This window comes from Citrobacter sp. Cpo109, from assembly GCF_030332565.1.
In the GTDB taxonomy this organism is placed as follows: Bacteria; Pseudomonadota; Gammaproteobacteria; order Enterobacterales; family Enterobacteriaceae; genus Citrobacter; species Citrobacter portucalensis.
This window is the reverse complement of sequence record NZ_JAOWHQ010000071.1, coordinates 85,471-103,053: the sequence shown is the minus strand read 5'-3', so window position 1 is coordinate 103,053 and position 17,583 is coordinate 85,471. Positions and strand designations below refer to the sequence as shown.

General features: G+C 53.3%; 11 protein-coding genes. 8 read left to right on the top strand and 3 right to left on the bottom strand.

Annotation, left to right across the window (positions count from 1 at the left end):
• Positions 1 to 198: 198 nt before the first annotated feature.
• The 4 genes from pdhR to lpdA all read left to right on the top strand — a co-directional run bounded on the left by pdhR (position 199) and on the right by lpdA (position 7,294).
• Positions 199 to 963, top strand: coding sequence for a pyruvate dehydrogenase complex transcriptional repressor PdhR (gene pdhR, locus OGY71_RS21160; protein WP_003018699.1), 765 nt, complete (start codon positions 199 to 201; stop codon positions 961 to 963).
• Between the two features lie 163 nt (positions 964 to 1,126).
• Positions 1,127 to 3,790, top strand: a complete 2,664-nt coding sequence (gene aceE / locus OGY71_RS21155) for a pyruvate dehydrogenase (acetyl-transferring), homodimeric type (protein ID WP_048214932.1) — start codon at positions 1,127 to 1,129, stop codon at positions 3,788 to 3,790.
• Positions 3,791 to 3,804: 14 nt separating this feature from the next.
• Entirely contained in the window at positions 3,805 to 5,694 is a 1,890-nt protein-coding gene (gene aceF, locus OGY71_RS21150; protein ID WP_149335396.1) for a pyruvate dehydrogenase complex dihydrolipoyllysine-residue acetyltransferase, read from the top strand.
• Positions 5,695 to 5,869: 175 nt separating this feature from the next.
• The gene (gene lpdA / locus OGY71_RS21145) at positions 5,870 to 7,294 is read left to right on the top strand and encodes a dihydrolipoyl dehydrogenase (protein WP_003829486.1); all 1,425 of its coding nucleotides are present in this window, start codon (positions 5,870 to 5,872) and stop codon (positions 7,292 to 7,294) included.
• A 121-nt stretch (positions 7,295 to 7,415) separates the two neighbouring features.
• Here the strand turns inward: lpdA and OGY71_RS21140 are convergent, their stop codons facing one another.
• On the bottom strand, positions 7,416 to 8,210 hold the full coding sequence (locus tag OGY71_RS21140; protein WP_003829485.1) for a DUF2950 family protein: 795 nt from the start codon (positions 8,208 to 8,210) through the stop codon (positions 7,416 to 7,418).
• A gap of 10 nt (positions 8,211 to 8,220) precedes the next feature.
• The gene (locus OGY71_RS21135) at positions 8,221 to 9,825 is read right to left on the bottom strand and encodes a DUF3300 domain-containing protein (RefSeq protein WP_197385286.1); all 1,605 of its coding nucleotides are present in this window, start codon (positions 9,823 to 9,825) and stop codon (positions 8,221 to 8,223) included.
• A 448-nt stretch (positions 9,826 to 10,273) separates the two neighbouring features.
• Here OGY71_RS21135 and acnB point away from each other — a divergent pair, with 448 nt between their 5' ends.
• Positions 10,274 to 12,871: a bifunctional aconitate hydratase 2/2-methylisocitrate dehydratase gene (gene acnB / locus OGY71_RS21130; RefSeq protein WP_003829483.1), complete on the top strand. Its 2,598-nt coding sequence runs from the start codon at positions 10,274 to 10,276 to the stop codon at positions 12,869 to 12,871.
• Between the two features lie 174 nt (positions 12,872 to 13,045).
• Complete coding sequence (gene yacL / locus OGY71_RS21125; RefSeq protein WP_003018670.1) at positions 13,046 to 13,408, top strand: protein YacL; 363 nt, start codon at positions 13,046 to 13,048, stop codon at positions 13,406 to 13,408.
• A gap of 33 nt (positions 13,409 to 13,441) precedes the next feature.
• Here the strand turns inward: yacL and OGY71_RS21120 are convergent, their stop codons facing one another.
• Positions 13,442 to 13,789: a YacC family pilotin-like protein gene (locus OGY71_RS21120; protein ID WP_003018667.1), complete on the bottom strand. Its 348-nt coding sequence runs from the start codon at positions 13,787 to 13,789 to the stop codon at positions 13,442 to 13,444.
• 153 nt (positions 13,790 to 13,942) lie between these two features.
• Here OGY71_RS21120 and cueO point away from each other — a divergent pair, with 153 nt between their 5' ends.
• Positions 13,943 to 15,562 carry a multicopper oxidase CueO gene (gene cueO / locus OGY71_RS21115; protein WP_063941118.1) on the top strand — a complete coding sequence of 540 codons (1,620 nt, stop codon included), beginning with the start codon at positions 13,943 to 13,945 and terminating at the stop codon, positions 15,560 to 15,562.
• Positions 15,563 to 15,746: 184 nt separating this feature from the next.
• Positions 15,747 to 17,402 (top strand): methyl-accepting chemotaxis citrate transducer, encoded by a 1,656-nt coding sequence (tcp, locus tag OGY71_RS21110; protein ID WP_200920792.1) that lies wholly within the window; start codon positions 15,747 to 15,749, stop codon positions 17,400 to 17,402.
• Positions 17,403 to 17,583 lie beyond the last annotated feature (181 nt).

Here is a 17,583-nt window from a genome sequence, read left to right as displayed (position 1 = left end):
GGGGTGGGTAAATTTAACATTTGTGCATAGTTACATGTTTGAAACGTTATTTCTGTAATGTTGTTAAAATATGCCTCCTTTACTGATTTCAATCAAAACCTGTATGGACAGAAGGTGAATACTTTGTTACTTTAGCGTCAAGAACATGAAATTGGTAAGACCAATTGACTCCGGGCAAATGGCTTAAGACAGGAAATCATGGCCTACAGCAAAATCCGCCAACCAAAACTCTCCGATGTGATTGAGCAGCAGCTGGAGTTTTTAATTCTTGAGGGGACACTTCGCCCCGGAGAAAAACTCCCACCGGAACGCGAGCTGGCAAAACAGTTCGACGTCTCCCGCCCCTCCTTACGCGAGGCGATCCAACGCCTTGAAGCGAAGGGCTTACTGCTTCGTCGTCAGGGCGGTGGCACTTTTGTTCAGAGCAGCCTGTGGCAGAGCTTTAGCGACCCACTGGTAGAGCTGCTCTCCGACCATCCTGAATCCCAGTTTGACCTGCTTGAGACGCGCCATGCGTTGGAAGGTATTGCGGCTTATTACGCTGCACTGCGCAGCACGGATGAAGACAAAACGCGTATCCGTGAACTCCACCATGCGATCGAGCTTGCTCAACAGTCCGGCGATCTTGACGGCGAATCTGATGCGGTACTCCAGTATCAAATTGCTGTCACCGAAGCGGCACACAATGTGGTGCTGCTCCATTTGCTAAGGTGTATGGAGCCGATGCTGGCCCAGAACGTTCGGCAAAACTTCGAATTGCTGTATGCGCGTCGTGAAATGCTGCCACTGGTTAGCAGTCACCGTACCCGTATTTTTGAAGCAATTATTGCCGGGAAGCCGGAAGAGGCGCGTGAAGCGTCCCACCGTCACCTGGCGTTTATCGAAGAGATTCTGCTGGACAGAAGCCGTGAGGAAAGCCGTCGTGAACGCGCCTTACGCCGTCTGGAGCAACGAAAGAATTAGTGATTTTTCTGGCAGAACGTTAACCAGAAGATGTTGTAAATCAAGCGCCATATAAAGTGCGCGGCAACTAAACGCAGAACCTGTCTTATTACGCTCTCTGGCGAGAACGTAATGGGACAGGTTCCAGATAACTCAACGTATTAGATAGATAAGGAATACCCCCATGTCAGAACGTTTCCCAAATGACGTGGATCCGATCGAAACTCGCGACTGGCTACAGGCGATCGAATCGGTCATCCGTGAAGAAGGTGTTGAGCGTGCTCAGTATCTGATCGACCAACTGCTTTCAGAAGCCCGCAAAGGCGGCGTGAAAGTAGCGGCAGGTGCAGGGGCCAGCAATTATGTAAACACTATTGCCGTTGAAGATGAACCGGAATACCCGGGCAATCTGGAGCTGGAACGTCGTATTCGTTCTGCTATCCGTTGGAACGCCATCATGACCGTACTGCGCGCGTCTAAAAAGGACCTCGAGCTGGGTGGCCACATGGCATCCTTCCAGTCCTCCGCAACGGTATATGATGTTTGCTTCAACCACTTCTTCCGTGCACGCAACGAGCAAGATGGCGGCGATCTGGTGTACTTCCAGGGTCACATCTCTCCGGGCATCTACGCACGCGCATTCCTGGAAGGTCGTCTGACTGAAGAGCAGATGAACAACTTCCGTCAGGAAGTACATGGCAAAGGCCTGTCTTCCTACCCGCACCCGAAACTGATGCCAGAATTCTGGCAGTTCCCGACCGTATCTATGGGTCTGGGCCCAATCGGTGCTATCTACCAGGCTAAATTCCTGAAATATCTGGAACACCGTGGCCTGAAAGATACCTCTAAACAGACCGTTTACGCCTTCCTGGGCGACGGCGAGATGGATGAGCCAGAATCTAAAGGTGCGATCACCATCGCGACCCGTGAAAAACTGGACAACCTGGTCTTTGTTATCAACTGTAACCTGCAGCGTCTTGACGGCCCGGTAACCGGTAACGGCAAGATTGTTAACGAACTGGAAGGCATCTTCGCGGGCGCTGGCTGGAACGTTATCAAAGTCATGTGGGGCGGTCGTTGGGATGAGTTGCTGCGTAAAGACACCAGCGGTAAACTGATCCAGCTGATGAACGAAACCGTTGACGGCGACTACCAGACCTTCAAATCCAAAGATGGCGCATACGTACGTGAGCACTTCTTCGGTAAATACCCGGAAACCGCAGCACTGGTTGCTGACTGGACTGACGAGCAGATTTGGGCTCTGAACCGTGGTGGTCACGATCCGAAGAAAGTCTATGCTGCACTGAAAAAAGCGCAGGAAACCAAAGGCAGAGCAACTGTAATCCTGGCCCATACCATTAAAGGTTACGGCATGGGTGACACTGCTGAAGGTAAAAACATCGCTCACCAGGTTAAGAAAATGAACATGGACGGCGTGCGTTATATCCGCGACCGTTTCAACGTTCCTGTGACCGATGAGCAGGTTGAAAACCTGTCTTACATCACCTTCCCGGAAGGTTCTGAAGAGCACACTTATCTGCACGCTCAGCGTCAGAAACTGCATGGCTACCTGCCAGCTCGTCAGCCGAACTTCACCGAGAAGCTGGAACTGCCAGCTCTGGAAGACTTCGGTGCGCTGCTGGAAGAGCAGAACAAAGAAATCTCCACCACTATCGCTTTCGTTCGTGCCCTGAACGTGATGCTGAAGAACAAGTCGATCAAAGATCGTCTGGTTCCGATCATCGCTGACGAAGCGCGTACTTTCGGTATGGAAGGTCTGTTCCGTCAGATTGGTATCTACAGCCCGAACGGTCAGCAGTACACCCCGCAGGACCGTGAGCAGGTTGCTTACTATAAAGAAGACGAGAAAGGTCAGATCCTGCAGGAAGGTATCAACGAACTGGGTGCAGGCGCATCCTGGCTGGCTGCTGCGACTTCTTACAGCACCAACGATTTGCCGATGATCCCGTTCTACATCTACTACTCCATGTTCGGGTTCCAGCGTATTGGTGACCTGTGCTGGCAGGCAGGCGACCAACAGGCTCGTGGCTTCCTGATTGGTGGTACTTCTGGTCGTACTACGCTGAACGGTGAAGGTCTGCAGCACGAAGATGGTCACAGCCATATTCAGTCTCTGACTATCCCGAACTGTATCTCTTACGATCCGTCTTACGCGTACGAAGTTGCGGTCATCATGCACGATGGTCTGGAGCGTATGTACGGTGAGAAACAAGAGAACGTTTACTACTACATCACCACGCTGAACGAAAACTACCACATGCCGGCAATGCCAGCAGGTGCCGAGGAAGGTATCCGTAAAGGTATCTACAAACTCGAAACCCTCGAAGGTAAGAAAGGTAAAGTTCAGCTGCTGGGCTCCGGTTCTATCCTGCGTCACGTGCGTGAAGCAGCACAGATCCTGGCGAACGACTACGGTGTAGGTTCTGACGTTTACAGCGTAACCTCCTTCACTGAACTGGCGCGTGATGGCCAGGATTGTGAGCGCTGGAACATGCTGCACCCGATGGAAACTCCGCGCGTTCCGTACATCGCTCAGGTGATGAACGACGCTCCGGCAGTAGCATCTACTGACTATATGAAACTGTTTGCGGAACAGGTTCGTACTTATGTACCGGCTGATGATTATCGCGTACTGGGTACTGACGGTTTCGGTCGCTCTGACAGCCGTGAAAACCTGCGTCACCACTTCGAAGTTGATGCTTCCTACGTGGTTGTAGCGGCCCTGGGCGAACTGGCTAAACGTGGCGAAATCGATAAGAAAGTGGTTGCAGATGCAATCATCAAATTCAACATCGATGCAGATAAAGTTAACCCGCGTCTGGCGTAAGAGGTAAAAGAATAATGGCTATCGAAATCAATGTACCGGACATCGGGGCTGATGAAGTTGAAATCACCGAGATCCTGGTCAAAGTAGGCGACAAAGTTGAAGCTGAACAGTCGCTGATCACCGTAGAAGGCGACAAAGCCTCTATGGAAGTTCCGTCCCCTCAGGCGGGTATCGTTAAAGAGATCAAAGTCTCTGTTGGCGACAAAACTGAGACCGGCAAACTGATCATGATTTTCGATTCCGCCGACGGTGCAGCAGCAGCTGCACCTGCTCAGGCAGAAGAGAAGAAAGAAGCAGCTCCGGCAGCAGCACCTGCTGCCTCTGCGGCGAAAGACGTACACGTACCTGACATCGGCGGTGACGAAGTAGAAGTTACCGAGATCATGGTTAAAGTGGGCGATACCGTTGCGGCTGAACAGTCTCTGATCACCGTTGAAGGTGACAAAGCCTCTATGGAAGTTCCGGCGCCGTTCGCAGGTACCGTTAAAGAGATCAAAATCAAAACGGGTGACAAAGTGTCTACCGGTTCCCTGATTATGGTCTTCGAAGTGGCGGGCGCAGCGCCTGCTGCTGCACCGGCTCAGGCGGCTGCTCCAGCAGCAGCGGCGGCTCCGGCTGCTTCCGGCTCGAAAGAAGTTAACGTACCGGATATCGGTGGTGACGAAGTTGAAGTCACTGAAGTGATGGTTAAAGTGGGCGATAAAATTGCCGCTGAGCAGTCACTGATCACCGTTGAAGGCGATAAAGCGTCGATGGAAGTTCCGGCACCGTTCGCAGGTACCGTGAAAGAAATCAAAATCAGCACCGGCGACAAAGTTAAAACCGGTTCTCTGATTATGGTCTTCGAAGTCGAAGGCGCAGCACCTGCAGCCGCTCCTGCACAAGCAGCTGCTCCGGCTCCGGCCGCTGCACCAGCGCCTGCGCAAGCCGCAGCTCCGGCCGCAAAAGCGGAAGGCAAATCTGAGTTTGCTGAAAACGACGCTTATGTTCATGCAACGCCGCTGATTCGTCGCCTGGCGCGCGAATTCGGTGTGAACCTGGCGAAAGTGAAAGGTTCTGGCCGTAAAGGTCGTATCCTGCGTGAAGACGTTCAGGCTTACGTGAAAGACGCTATCAAGCGTGCTGAAGCGGCTCCGGCTGCAGCAGCAGGTGGCGGTATCCCGGGTATGCTGCCTTGGCCGAAAGTGGACTTCAGCAAGTTTGGTGAAATCGAAGAAGTGGAACTGGGCCGTATCCAGAAAATCTCTGGTGCTAACCTGAGCCGTAACTGGGTGATGATCCCGCACGTTACTCACTTTGATAAGACCGATATCACCGATCTGGAAGCGTTCCGTAAACAGCAGAACGCCGAAGCTGAAAAACGTAAACTGGACGTGAAATTCACCCCAGTAGTCTTCATCATGAAAGCCGTTGCCGCAGCTCTGGAACAGATGCCGCGCTTCAACAGCTCCCTGTCTGAAGACGGTCAGCGCCTGACCCTGAAGAAATACATCAACATCGGTGTAGCGGTTGATACTCCGAATGGTCTGGTTGTTCCGGTCTTCAAAGACGTGAACAAGAAGAGCATTACCGAGCTGTCTCGTGAACTGACCGTGATCTCCAAGAAAGCGCGTGATGGCAAGCTGACCGCTGGCGAAATGCAGGGCGGTTGCTTCACCATCTCCAGCATCGGTGGCCTGGGTACTACCCACTTCGCGCCGATTGTGAACGCGCCGGAAGTGGCTATCCTCGGTGTCTCCAAGTCCTCTATGGAGCCAGTGTGGAACGGTAAAGAGTTTATGCCGCGTCTGATGATGCCGATTTCGCTCTCCTTCGACCACCGTGTAATTGACGGTGCGGATGGTGCGCGCTTTATCACCATCATCAACAACATGCTGTCTGACATTCGCCGCCTGGTGATGTAAGCGAAAAAGCCGGCCCGACGGCCGGCTTTTTTCTGGTAATCTCATGAAGTCAGTGAGGTTATTGTGCGAAAGACAAATCGGTTGCCGTTTGTTGTTTCAAAATTGTTAACAATTTTGTAAAATACGGGCGGATAGAACGACCCGCTGGACGACGGGTATAAATTAAGAGGTCATGATGAGCACTGAAATCAAAACTCAGGTCGTGGTACTTGGGGCAGGCCCTGCAGGTTACTCTGCTGCCTTCCGTTGCGCAGATTTAGGTCTGGAGACCGTCATCGTAGAACGTTACAGCACCCTTGGCGGTGTTTGTCTGAACGTCGGCTGTATCCCTTCTAAAGCGCTGCTGCACGTAGCAAAAGTTATCGAAGAAGCCAAAGCACTGGCTGAACACGGTATCGTTTTTGGCGAGCCGAAAACCGATATCGACAAGATTCGTACCTGGAAAGAAAAAGTTATCACTCAGCTGACCGGCGGTCTGGCGGGTATGGCCAAAGGCCGTAAAGTGAAAGTGGTTAACGGTCTGGGTAAATTTACCGGGGCAAACACCCTGGAAGTTGAAGGCGAAAACGGCAAAACCGTGATCAACTTCGACAACGCAATCATCGCGGCGGGTTCCCGTCCGATCGAACTGCCGTTTATTCCGCATGAAGATCCGCGCGTGTGGGATTCCACCGATGCACTGGAACTGAAAACTGTTCCTAAGCGCCTGCTGGTAATGGGCGGCGGTATCATCGGTCTGGAAATGGGTACCGTGTACCATGCGCTGGGTTCAGAGATCGACGTGGTTGAAATGTTCGACCAGGTTATCCCGGCTGCCGATAAAGACGTGGTTAAAGTCTTCACCAAGCGCATCAGCAAGAAATTCAACCTGATGCTGGAAACCAAAGTGACCGCCGTTGAAGCGAAAGAAGACGGTATCTACGTTTCCATGGAAGGCAAAAAAGCCCCTGCCGAAGCTCAGCGTTACGATGCTGTGCTGGTCGCTATCGGTCGTGTACCGAACGGTAAAAACCTCGACGCGGGCAAAGCTGGCGTGGAAGTTGACGACCGTGGCTTCATCCGTGTCGACAAACAGCTGCGCACCAACGTTCCGCACATCTTTGCTATCGGCGATATCGTCGGTCAGCCGATGCTGGCACACAAAGGTGTTCATGAAGGTCATGTTGCCGCTGAAGTTATCGCCGGCAAGAAACACTACTTCGATCCGAAAGTTATCCCATCCATTGCATACACTGAACCAGAAGTTGCATGGGTTGGTCTGACCGAGAAAGAAGCGAAAGAAAAAGGCATCAGCTACGAAACCGCCACCTTCCCGTGGGCTGCTTCTGGTCGTGCTATCGCTTCCGATTGCGCAGACGGTATGACCAAACTGATTTTCGACAAAGAATCTCATCGTGTTATCGGTGGTGCGATTGTCGGTACCAACGGCGGCGAGCTGCTGGGCGAAATCGGTCTGGCAATCGAAATGGGTTGTGACGCTGAAGATATCGCACTGACCATCCACGCGCACCCGACTCTGCACGAGTCAGTGGGCCTGGCGGCAGAAATCTTTGAAGGTAGCATTACCGACCTGCCAAACCCGAAAGCGAAGAAGAAGTAATCTTCTCCCTTTTGTGAAAACGCCTCTTCGGAGGCGTTTTTTTTTGCCTGAAGCTACCCGTTATTTCGGGCAACATGCCGGGTGGCGCTAGTGCTAACCCGGCCTACGGCTTAACCTCGCTTTACGGTGCTACGGGTTGCCAGTTTTTATCCGGATGGAATGTGGTTAACGCTTGTGCTTTCTGCTGTGATTCAACACCGAGATCGGCCTGGTAGACTTTGTCTTCACCGTTAATCATAAAACTCATCACGCCGGTGTGATCGTAGCTAACGGGCCAGGCCACCATGGCAAAGCCGCTGGTTTTATCGGGAAGGATTCGGAAGCTATAGCCGTGATAGCCCATGCCCGGCTCCTGTGGACTGAAGGCTGGGCCAAGCGGGCTTGGCGCTTCGCCGGGCGAAACAGGCCAGTACAGACCATCCTTTTTCCCTTCAGAACTGACAATCTTTTGCGCGTATTTCTGGTTCATCGCAAAATAGCTCTGCTGAGCATCCACATAGGCGTGCAACGCCTCGATGGCAGCAAGTTCGTTGCGTCCAATCTCACGAGTCAGGATCTCTTCGGCCGCTTCCTTGATATCAAATTGCCAGCCTGAAGCGTTTTTGACGACCGGGATTGGCAGTTGCCAGTCGCTGTCCCCAACCACAAGATGCGCCGTATTGCCGTCGATAACGGTGCTATGGCGAACCTTCCAGTCGCGCAGGAAGCGGTCAACCGCATCAGGATCGACGCCTTCTGGCGGCAGAAAATCACGCCAGTTTTCCCCGAGCAGGTTGCTCATTGCACTTTCATTTTGCTCACTGATCGCGTTTGCCAGCGCATCGGTCGCCTGGTCTGGTGTGCTGAAGGATTGTTGTGCCATCGCGGTAGCCGAAACCATGAACAACACCATTCCACTGAGTAGTTTATTTTTCATGTTGGTTCCCTTAACGATGACGGAATTCACGGTGCTCAGCACGCCCGCCAGAAGGCTGGCGCGATGGCTGATTACGGGCGACCTGCCGGCTCTGGGCACCTCGCTGTTGCTGTGCCTGCCAGTTGGCGGAGCGACTGTCGTTACCGCTCAGCGCATTAGCGCGCGGCTGACTGGTTCGCTGTTGAAGATTGCGCTGTTGCACATTGCGTTGCTGCGCCGGTTGCGTGACCCTTTTCTCCTGTCGCTGGGCGACTGCCTGACGATTCTCACGTTGCTGTGTGCTTGTCCGTTTCGCGGTTTGTGGCTTGGTATCGTAACCGCGGTAGTTATTACGCTGTGAAATTTGCTTCAGCTGTTGGCTGGACGCCTGACGCTGAGCGTCTTTCGTGCCCGAGCGCGCTGTCTGTGGGAATGTTTTCCCCGTTGATTTTTCCATTTGGCTCATCGCAGCCTGGCGCTGGCTATCACGATTGACCGGTCTTTGCTGGGTCGAACTTAAGCCCGTAGCTGTGTTAGTGGAGTGGAAGCGGTTATTGAGCTGGTTATTTGGGTATGGCACACCCTCACGATAGGCCGGGTTATGCTGCCAGGTACGGTTGGCATCTGTCAGCCGTTGCCCACTGATTTTATTGAAGTTATCAACGTTAATGTTGATGTTGTTATCACCATTACGGTTATAGCCGCCATGGTTATCCCAGTCATCATTATGATGGTGATCATCGTCGTCATCCCAGTCGATGTTGCTGAAGATGGCATAGGTTGTGGCAACACCGAGGCTGAAGCCTAAACCGTTAACGAAGCTGTTGCCAAACTGCTCGCCGGGCGTAGGCGGCAGATAAGTTGGCGGATAAGCGGTATTCGGCCAGGTACCGTAAACCGTGTTCGGGTTATAGGTAGGAACGTACACCACCTGCGGATCGGCGGATTCAATCTTGATAACCGTTGGGCTTGTTGAGGTGGTTGTGGCTGTTGTGGTCGCTGAACTGGTCGTCGACTCGCTGGTGACGGTTTTAGCTGGCGCCGCTTTGGTCACGGTAGTGACGGTCTGTTGCGGTGTTGATTGCAACGCACCGGTCTGTTGCGCCAGCGCGCGCAGACGTTGAACGGAATCCATGACGTCTTTCGGCTGTGCGAGGAAAGCATCGCCCAGACTTTGTACCCACGGCGGATTTTCACCCATCAGCGACATCAACTGAGGAAAGGCAACCAGCGATTTCACGCTGGGATCCCAGGGTTGGCTGGCAACGGCCTGAATGGCGGCATCGCCCTGCATTTTGGGATTGTCTTTTGACCACTGTGCGGCCTGGATAACGTTAGCCGGATAGGTTGAGGCCATCAAAATTTGCGACAGCAGCGAGTCTGGATAGAGCGCGATAGGCGCAACCCACTGATCGATTTGTGCTGCCGAGTAGGTTGGTGCCGCGGCGGGTGCTGTTTGGTCGGCCGGGGCAGGGGCCGCTACGGGAGCTGGAGCCAATGCTGACGGTTGCTGTGCAACGGGAGCCGGAGCTGCAGGTTCCGTTGTGCGACTTTTAACGAACATCACGCCAGAGGCGGCAAACAGCCCGGCACTGCACAAAAGGACAAGCAGATGTGGCTTAAGGGGCAACTTCATAAAATGACTCCAACGAGACAAGCGCTGTGCCGTGAGGCGTTCCTGTTGCCGCGAGTATTATTCACCCGTGTTAGACAGTTTTGACTTTTATTGGGGATTCGCCCGGTAAGTCCGGAAAAAGAGTGTGAAGATTTATTACACAATTATATCTGATGGCGGGAAAATCGCTGGAATATTCAACCGATCGCGCTTAAAAATCAACCGTTTCAGGGAGGTTTCAGGCAGCCTAAATTGCGTTGCGCCTTGTCGCTATACCATTCTTAACGATTCAGCCAATTTTTTATGTTGCTTTTTTGTAAACGGATTAACACTTAGTGAAAATCCTGTTATTGTGCCTTATGCGGTACCGGGCATTTACCCTACTAACTACTGTCTCACAGGAGCGTGAAGAGAATCGCCCATCTACAAAAGCGCCGCATTATGACAATGAGAGCGAGGAGATATCGTCGTGCTAGAAGAATACCGTAAGCACGTAGCTGAGCGTGCTGCCCAGGGGATTGTGCCAAAACCTTTAGACGCAACCCAAATGGCTGCACTTGTCGAGCTGCTGAAGACCCCGCCTGTGGGCGAAGAAGAATTCCTGTTAGACCTGTTGATCAACCGCGTTCCTCCTGGCGTAGATGAAGCCGCTTATGTTAAAGCTGGTTTTCTCGCCGCTGTCGCGAAAGGCGACACCACCTCCCCGCTGGTTACCCCAGAAAAAGCCATTGAACTGCTGGGCACCATGCAGGGTGGCTACAACATTCATCCGCTGATCGACGCGCTGGACGACGCAAAACTGGCACCAATTGCCGCTAAAGCGCTCTCTTCAACACTGCTGATGTTCGATAACTTCTACGACGTAGAAGAAAAAGCCAAAGCGGGCAACGAATATGCGAAGCAGGTAATGCAATCCTGGGCTGATGCCGAATGGTTCCTGAACCGTCCGGCTCTGGCTGAAAAAATCACCGTTACCGTCTTCAAAGTGACGGGTGAAACCAACACCGATGACCTTTCTCCGGCACCGGATGCATGGTCTCGTCCGGATATCCCTCTGCACGCGCTGGCGATGCTGAAAAACGCCCGTGAAGGTATCGAACCGGATCAGCCGGGCGTGGTTGGCCCGATCAAACAGATCGAAGAATTGCAGAAAAAAGGTTACCCGCTGGCTTATGTGGGTGATGTTGTCGGTACCGGTTCTTCGCGTAAATCCGCAACCAACTCCGTGCTGTGGTTCATGGGTGACGACATTCCTCATGTGCCGAACAAGCGCGGCGGCGGCCTGTGCCTCGGCGGCAAAATTGCACCTATCTTCTTCAACACCATGGAAGATGCGGGCGCACTGCCGATTGAAGTGGACGTGTCGAACATGAATATGGGCGACGTGATTGACGTTTACCCGTTCAAAGGCGAAGTACGCAACCACGAAACCGGCGAACTGCTGGCAAGCTTTGAGCTGAAAACTGAAGTCCTGATCGACGAAGTTCGCGCCGGTGGCCGTATTCCGCTGATCATTGGTCGCGGCCTGACTACCAAGGCGCGCGAAGCGCTGGGTCTGCCGCACAGCGACGTATTCCGTCAGGCGAAAGACGTGGCGGAAAGCAGCCGTGGCTTCTCCCTGGCACAGAAAATGGTTGGCCGCGCCTGTGGCGTGAAAGGTATCCGTCCGGGCGCGTACTGCGAACCGAAGATGACCTCCGTCGGTTCTCAGGATACCACTGGCCCAATGACCCGTGACGAACTGAAAGACCTGGCGTGCCTGGGCTTCTCTGCTGATCTGGTGATGCAGTCCTTCTGCCACACCGCGGCCTATCCGAAGCCGGTGGACGTCAATACGCACCATACGCTGCCAGACTTCATCATGAACCGTGGTGGTGTCTCCCTGCGTCCGGGCGATGGCGTTATCCACTCCTGGCTGAACCGTATGCTGCTGCCGGATACCGTAGGTACCGGTGGTGACTCCCATACCCGTTTCCCTATCGGGATCTCCTTCCCGGCAGGTTCTGGTCTGGTGGCGTTTGCTGCGGCGACCGGCGTGATGCCGCTGGATATGCCGGAATCCGTTCTGGTGCGTTTCAAAGGCAAAATGCAGCCGGGCATCACCCTGCGCGATCTGGTTCACGCCATTCCGCTGTACGCGATCAAACAGGGTCTGCTGACCGTTGAGAAGAAAGGTAAGAAAAACATCTTCTCTGGCCGCATCCTTGAAATCGAAGGTCTGCCGGATCTCAAAGTGGAGCAGGCGTTCGAACTGACCGATGCCTCCGCTGAGCGTTCCGCTGCCGGTTGTACCATCAAGCTGAACAAAGAGCCGATCGTTGAGTATCTGAACTCTAACATCGTTCTACTGAAGTGGATGATCGCAGAAGGTTATGGCGATCGTCGTACGCTGGAACGTCGTGTGCAGGGCATGGAAAAATGGCTGGCGGATCCGCAGTTGCTGGAAGCCGACGCTGACGCAGAATACGCGGCGGTGATCGACATCGATCTGGCGGATATCAAAGAGCCAATCCTGTGTGCACCGAACGATCCGGACGATGCGCGTCTGCTGTCTGACGTACAGGGCGAGAAGATTGACGAAGTGTTCATCGGCTCCTGCATGACTAACATCGGGCACTTCCGTGCCGCTGGTAAGCTTCTGGATGCGCACAAAGGCCAGCTGCCGACGCGTCTGTGGGTGGCTCCGCCAACCCGTATGGACGCCGCTCAGCTGACTGAAGAAGGCTACTACAGCGTATTCGGTAAGAGCGGTGCGCGTATCGAAATTCCAGGCTGCTCTCTGTGCATGGGTAACCAGGCGCGTGTAGCCGACGGCGCAACGGTGGTGTCGACCTCTACCCGTAACTTCCCGAACCGTTTAGGTACCGGGGCGAACGTCTATCTGGCTTCTGCGGAGCTGGCGGCGGTTGCGGCGCTGATCGGCAAACTGCCGACGGCGGAAGAGTACCAGACCTATGTAGCGCAGGTAGATAAAACGGCCGTAGATACTTACCGTTATCTGAACTTCGACCAGCTGTCTCAGTATACCGAGAAAGCCGATGGTGTGATTTTCCAGACCGCGGTGTAATGCGCTAACGCGTTTTGTGTAAAAACACATCAATGCCCGGAGAAGTCTGCTTCTCCGGGCATTTTTATTTTTATTCCTTATACCCGCTACGCTTTTTTTCTGCCGCGCTGCTGCGATAATTACAGCAAGGCGCAATGCGGTATTGGCGCATTGCCGGGAGCAGAGGAAGACATTATGGATTACGAATTTCTGCGCGATATTACCGGAGTGGTAAAAGTGCGTATGTCCATGGGCCACGAGGTGGTGGGGCACTGGTTTAACGAAGAAGTGAAAGAAAACCTGGCCTTACTTGATGAAGTGGAACAGGCGGCGCGTGCGGTTAAGGGCAGTGAGCGCTCCTGGCAGAGAGCAGGGCATGAATACACGCTCTGGCTGGATGGCGAAGAAGTGATGGTCCGCGCTAATCAGCTGGAGTTCTCTGGCGATGAGATGGAAGAGGGGATGAGCTACTACGACGAAGAAAGTTTTTCTCTCTGTGGTGTAGAGGACTTTCTTCAGGTTGTGGCGGCATACCGCGAATTTGTGCAACAGCGTTAATTCATGCGGAGCCTGAGGGCTCCGCAAAACTATCTATTTAACGTAGGCCAGCAGGCTCAGAGAGTCACGTGCCAGCGCTTTGCATTTCTTTGCCGTCGGGATGCCGATACCGCTGAGATCGCGGTAGCTGTCTTCACCCAGCGCTTTCATATTGAAGGTGTCGTAATTACTCAGGTCCCACTGGTTTTGCTGGGCAAAAAAGACCAGTGCGCGACGAATCTGCCCATTAGGCAAATTCTGGTATCCACAGTCATTTTTCAGAAAAACAAAAACTGCCGTTAAATCGGCCATATCTTCGGCTTCGGACTCGCTGAGCGCGTAGCTATTTGCGCATACGGCCATCAGGCTGCCGAACAAAACTGTTCTGAAAAACGTCTTCATTGCTTCTACCACTGCATCACGGAATTTAAACGTTAGCATACTGCGAGCGAAGCGACGACCTTTATTATTAGCCGTTCACTTGACCTTCCCGTAAGGGGAAGGCTTATGCTTAAAAGATAGCCTGCTTAAGCTGCTGAATATAAGGAAGTGATTATGCAACGTCGTGACTTTTTAAAGTACTCCGTGGCGCTGGGCGTCGCGTCAGCGTTACCTCTGTGGAGCCGGAGCGTATTTGCCGCAGACCGCCCTGCATTGCCCATTCCTGACCTGCTAACCGCGGATGCCTCAAACCGTATGCAATTGGTGGTGCAAGCCGGAAAATCGAGCTTTGCTGGTAAAACAGCGACGACGTGGGGATATAACGGCAATTTACTCGGACCTGCGGTCAAGCTGAACAAAGGGCAATCGGTGACCGTGGATATCCATAACCAGCTTGCCGAAGAGACGACGTTGCACTGGCACGGTCTGGAAATCCCCGGTGAAGTCGACGGTGGGCCGCAAGGCATTATCCCGGCGGGCGGGAAACGTTCAGTGACCTTCACGCCGGATCAGCGGGCGGCAACATGCTGGTTCCACCCGCATCAGCATGGAAAGACCGGCCGTCAGGTAGCGATGGGGCTGGCCGGACTGGTGCTGATTGAAGATGAAGAGATTCGCAAGCTGATGCTGCCTAAGCAGTGGGGCATTGATGATGTACCGGTGATTATTCAGGACAAACAGTTCTCTGCTGATGGGCAGGTTGATTATCAACTGGACATCATGACCGCCGCCGTCGGCTGGTTTGGCGATACGCTGCTGACCAATGGGGCGATTTATCCTCAGCATGCCGCACCGCGTGGCTGGTTGCGTCTACGCCTGCTGAATGGTTGTAACGCACGCTCACTGAACATTGCGGCCAGCGACAATCGTCCTTTGTACGTCATTGCCAGCGACGGTGGACTGTTGGCGGAACCGGTAAAAGTGACCGAGCTTCCTATGCTGATGGGTGAGCGCTTTGAAGTGCTGGTGGATGTCAGTGACGGCAAAGCTTTTGATCTGGTCACTCTGCCAGTCAGCCAGATGGGGATGGCGATCGCGCCATTTGATAAGCCGCACCCGGTGATGCGCGTTCAACCGTTGCTGATTACCGCTTCCGGCACGCTGCCAGATTCGCTGACATCCATGCCATCGCTGCCGTCACTGGAAGGTCTGACGGTGCGCAAGCTGCAGCTGTCGATGGATCCGATGCTCGATATGATGGGCATGCAAATGCTGATGAAGAAATACGGTGCTCAGGCCATGGCGGGTATGGATCATGGGAAGATGATGGGCCATATGAATAATGACAATATGGGCCACGGCAATATGAATCATGGCAATATGAACCACGGTGAGATGGGGAATATGCAGCATGGTGATATGGGCAACATGAAGCATGGCGGATCGTTTGATTTCCATAACGCCAACCGGATTAATGGTCAGGCGTTTGATATGAATAAACCGATGTTTGCCGCGGCGAAAGGGCAGCACGAACGCTGGGTAATTTCCGGTCAGGGCGACATGATGCTGCATCCGTTCCACATTCACGGCACGCAGTTCCGCATTCTGTCTGAGAATGGCAAAGCGCCAGCCGCACACCGCGCGGGATGGAAGGACACGGTGCGGGTAGAAGGCGGCGTGAGCGAGGTATTGGTGAAGTTTGACCACGATGCGCCAAAAGAGCATGCCTATATGGCGCACTGCCATCTGTTAGAGCATGAAGATACCGGAATGATGCTCGGCTTCACCGTCTAAATAAATTGCGCTGTGCTTATCCGGTCTGCAGAAATCTCTCGTAGGCCGGATAAAACACTGTCTCTTTACAGCGTTTCATCGCACGACTCCCTCCTCCTGCAAATTCTGCTATTGCACATAAAGTAATCGCCTTTGGAGCCGATAATCATTGGGTACCCAATGTGAGTTCAATGGATGAAATACTATGATTAAAAATGTGCGCGTTATTACCGGCATTCTTCTGGTTCTCGCCATTTTCTGTTTGCTACAGGTCGTGACAGGAAGCTTTTTTTATTCTGCGGTAAACAATGATCGCCATAATTTCCAGAACTCAGGCACCCTGAACGCCCAACAGGAAAATCTGAGTGATAGCGTCAATACGCTGATTAAAACCCGGGTAACGGTAACCCGTGTAGCAATTCGTTTCTTAAAGAACCAACGCGATCCGGCCTCATTGGCGGCAATTGATACTTTGCTAAAAACGGCGAGTGAGTCGATGAAGAAGGCTGAGGGATACTTTGCGCATTATCAGTCATTGCCGCAGGTGTCGGGGCAGAATCCGCAAATTGCATCTGAAATGGAAAAACAGTATCGGCAGATGCACGACGTGATGGCGTTATCGATAGAGTATCTGCGCGCGAATAACTATCAAGCCTATGGCGATCTTGATGCTCAGAAGGCGCAGGATGAAATGGAAGCCAGCTATGACCAGTGGCGTAACGAAAATAACGCGCTGCTTCAGCACGCGGCGGCGGAGAATCAGCACAGCTTTACCCGCATGCAATGGACATTAGGGGCAATTGTCGTCGCTGTGCTCATCGTTCTGGGCATGATCTGGAGCGGGTTGCAGCATATGCTGCTTAAACCCCTGGCGCAGATTATGGAGCATATTCGCATTATTACCCGTGGTGATTTGACCCATCAACTCGACGTCCAGGGACGTAATGAAATGGGGCGTTTGGCGACGGGCTTAGATGAAATGCGACAGTCGCTGATTTCGACAGTCACGTCGGTGCGTAACAGCTCAGAAACGATTCATAGCGGTGCAGCGGAAATCTCATCAGGTAACAACGATCTGTCTTCGCGTACCGAGCAGCAGGCTGCTTCACTTGAAGAGACAGCCGCCAGCATGGAACAGCTTACCGCGACCGTGAAGCAAAATACGGACAATGCGAAACAGGCAACTCAACTTGCTAAGAATGCGTCTGATACTGCCGCACGTGGTGGACGGGTTGTTGATACTGTCGTGCATACAATGAGTGAAATTGCCGGTAGTTCACAGCAAATTGCGCAGATCACCAGCGTCATCGACAGTATTGCTTTCCAGACCAATATCCTGGCGCTCAACGCGGCGGTTGAGGCTGCCAGAGCAGGAGAGCAGGGACGCGGATTTGCTGTTGTGGCGGGCGAAGTCCGTACCCTGGCAAGCCGTAGCGCTCAGGCAGCCAAAGAGATCAAGGCGTTGATTGATAACTCAACCCACAGCGTGGGGATGGGATCTCAGCAGGTGTCGGACGCGGGTAAAACGATGAAAGAGATTGTCGCTGCGGTTACCCGCGTGACGGACATCATGGGGGAAATCGCCTCCGCCTCGGAGGAGCAGAGTCGGGGGATTGAGCAGGTGAGTCTCGCGGTCTCGCAGATGGACAGTGTCACACAACAAAACGCCGCGCTGGTAGAGGAGTCTGCCGCCGCCGCCGCTTCGTTGGAACAGCAAGCTGAACAGCTACGCCTGGCCGTGGCGGCATTTCGCATCACTCGCGATGCCTCCAACAGTGAGCATCGAAAACCACCTAAGGATACTCCACGAGCGACCTCCGCGGGGAGTTCGCCACAAGAACCGCACTGGGAAACGTTTTAGCCACAGGCTGCCGTGCGCTCCTGGTGTTGATTAATAAGCGTACAAAAAACGCCGCAAACGGGTTCTCCTGTGAACTATCAGAGGAACCCGCTCTCTTTACTGGTATACTTCATCAACTGAATTGTTTGTATGCTGTCGCAAGTTTTGTGGTTAGAGCGGGTCGCCGTCTGTCAGTCGGTGT

Bases quoted from the DNA above. Each gene is read 5' to 3' on its own strand.
- pdhR (WP_003018699.1), top strand. From the start codon at position 199: ATGGCCTACAGCAAAATCCGCCAACCAAAACTCTCCGATGTGATTGAG.
- aceE (WP_048214932.1), top strand. From the start codon at position 1,127: ATGTCAGAACGTTTCCCAAATGACGTGGATCCGATCGAAACTCGCGAC.
- aceF (WP_149335396.1), top strand. From the start codon at position 3,805: ATGGCTATCGAAATCAATGTACCGGACATCGGGGCTGATGAAGTTGAA.
- lpdA (WP_003829486.1), top strand. From the start codon at position 5,870: ATGAGCACTGAAATCAAAACTCAGGTCGTGGTACTTGGGGCAGGCCCT.
- OGY71_RS21140 (WP_003829485.1), bottom strand. From the start codon at position 8,210: ATGAAAAATAAACTACTCAGTGGAATGGTGTTGTTCATGGTTTCGGCT.
- OGY71_RS21135 (WP_197385286.1), bottom strand. From the start codon at position 9,825: ATGAAGTTGCCCCTTAAGCCACATCTGCTTGTCCTTTTGTGCAGTGCC.
- yacL (WP_003018670.1), top strand. From the start codon at position 13,046: ATGGATTACGAATTTCTGCGCGATATTACCGGAGTGGTAAAAGTGCGT.
- OGY71_RS21120 (WP_003018667.1), bottom strand. From the start codon at position 13,789: ATGAAGACGTTTTTCAGAACAGTTTTGTTCGGCAGCCTGATGGCCGTA.
- cueO (WP_063941118.1), top strand. From the start codon at position 13,943: ATGCAACGTCGTGACTTTTTAAAGTACTCCGTGGCGCTGGGCGTCGCG.
- tcp (WP_200920792.1), top strand. From the start codon at position 15,747: ATGATTAAAAATGTGCGCGTTATTACCGGCATTCTTCTGGTTCTCGCC.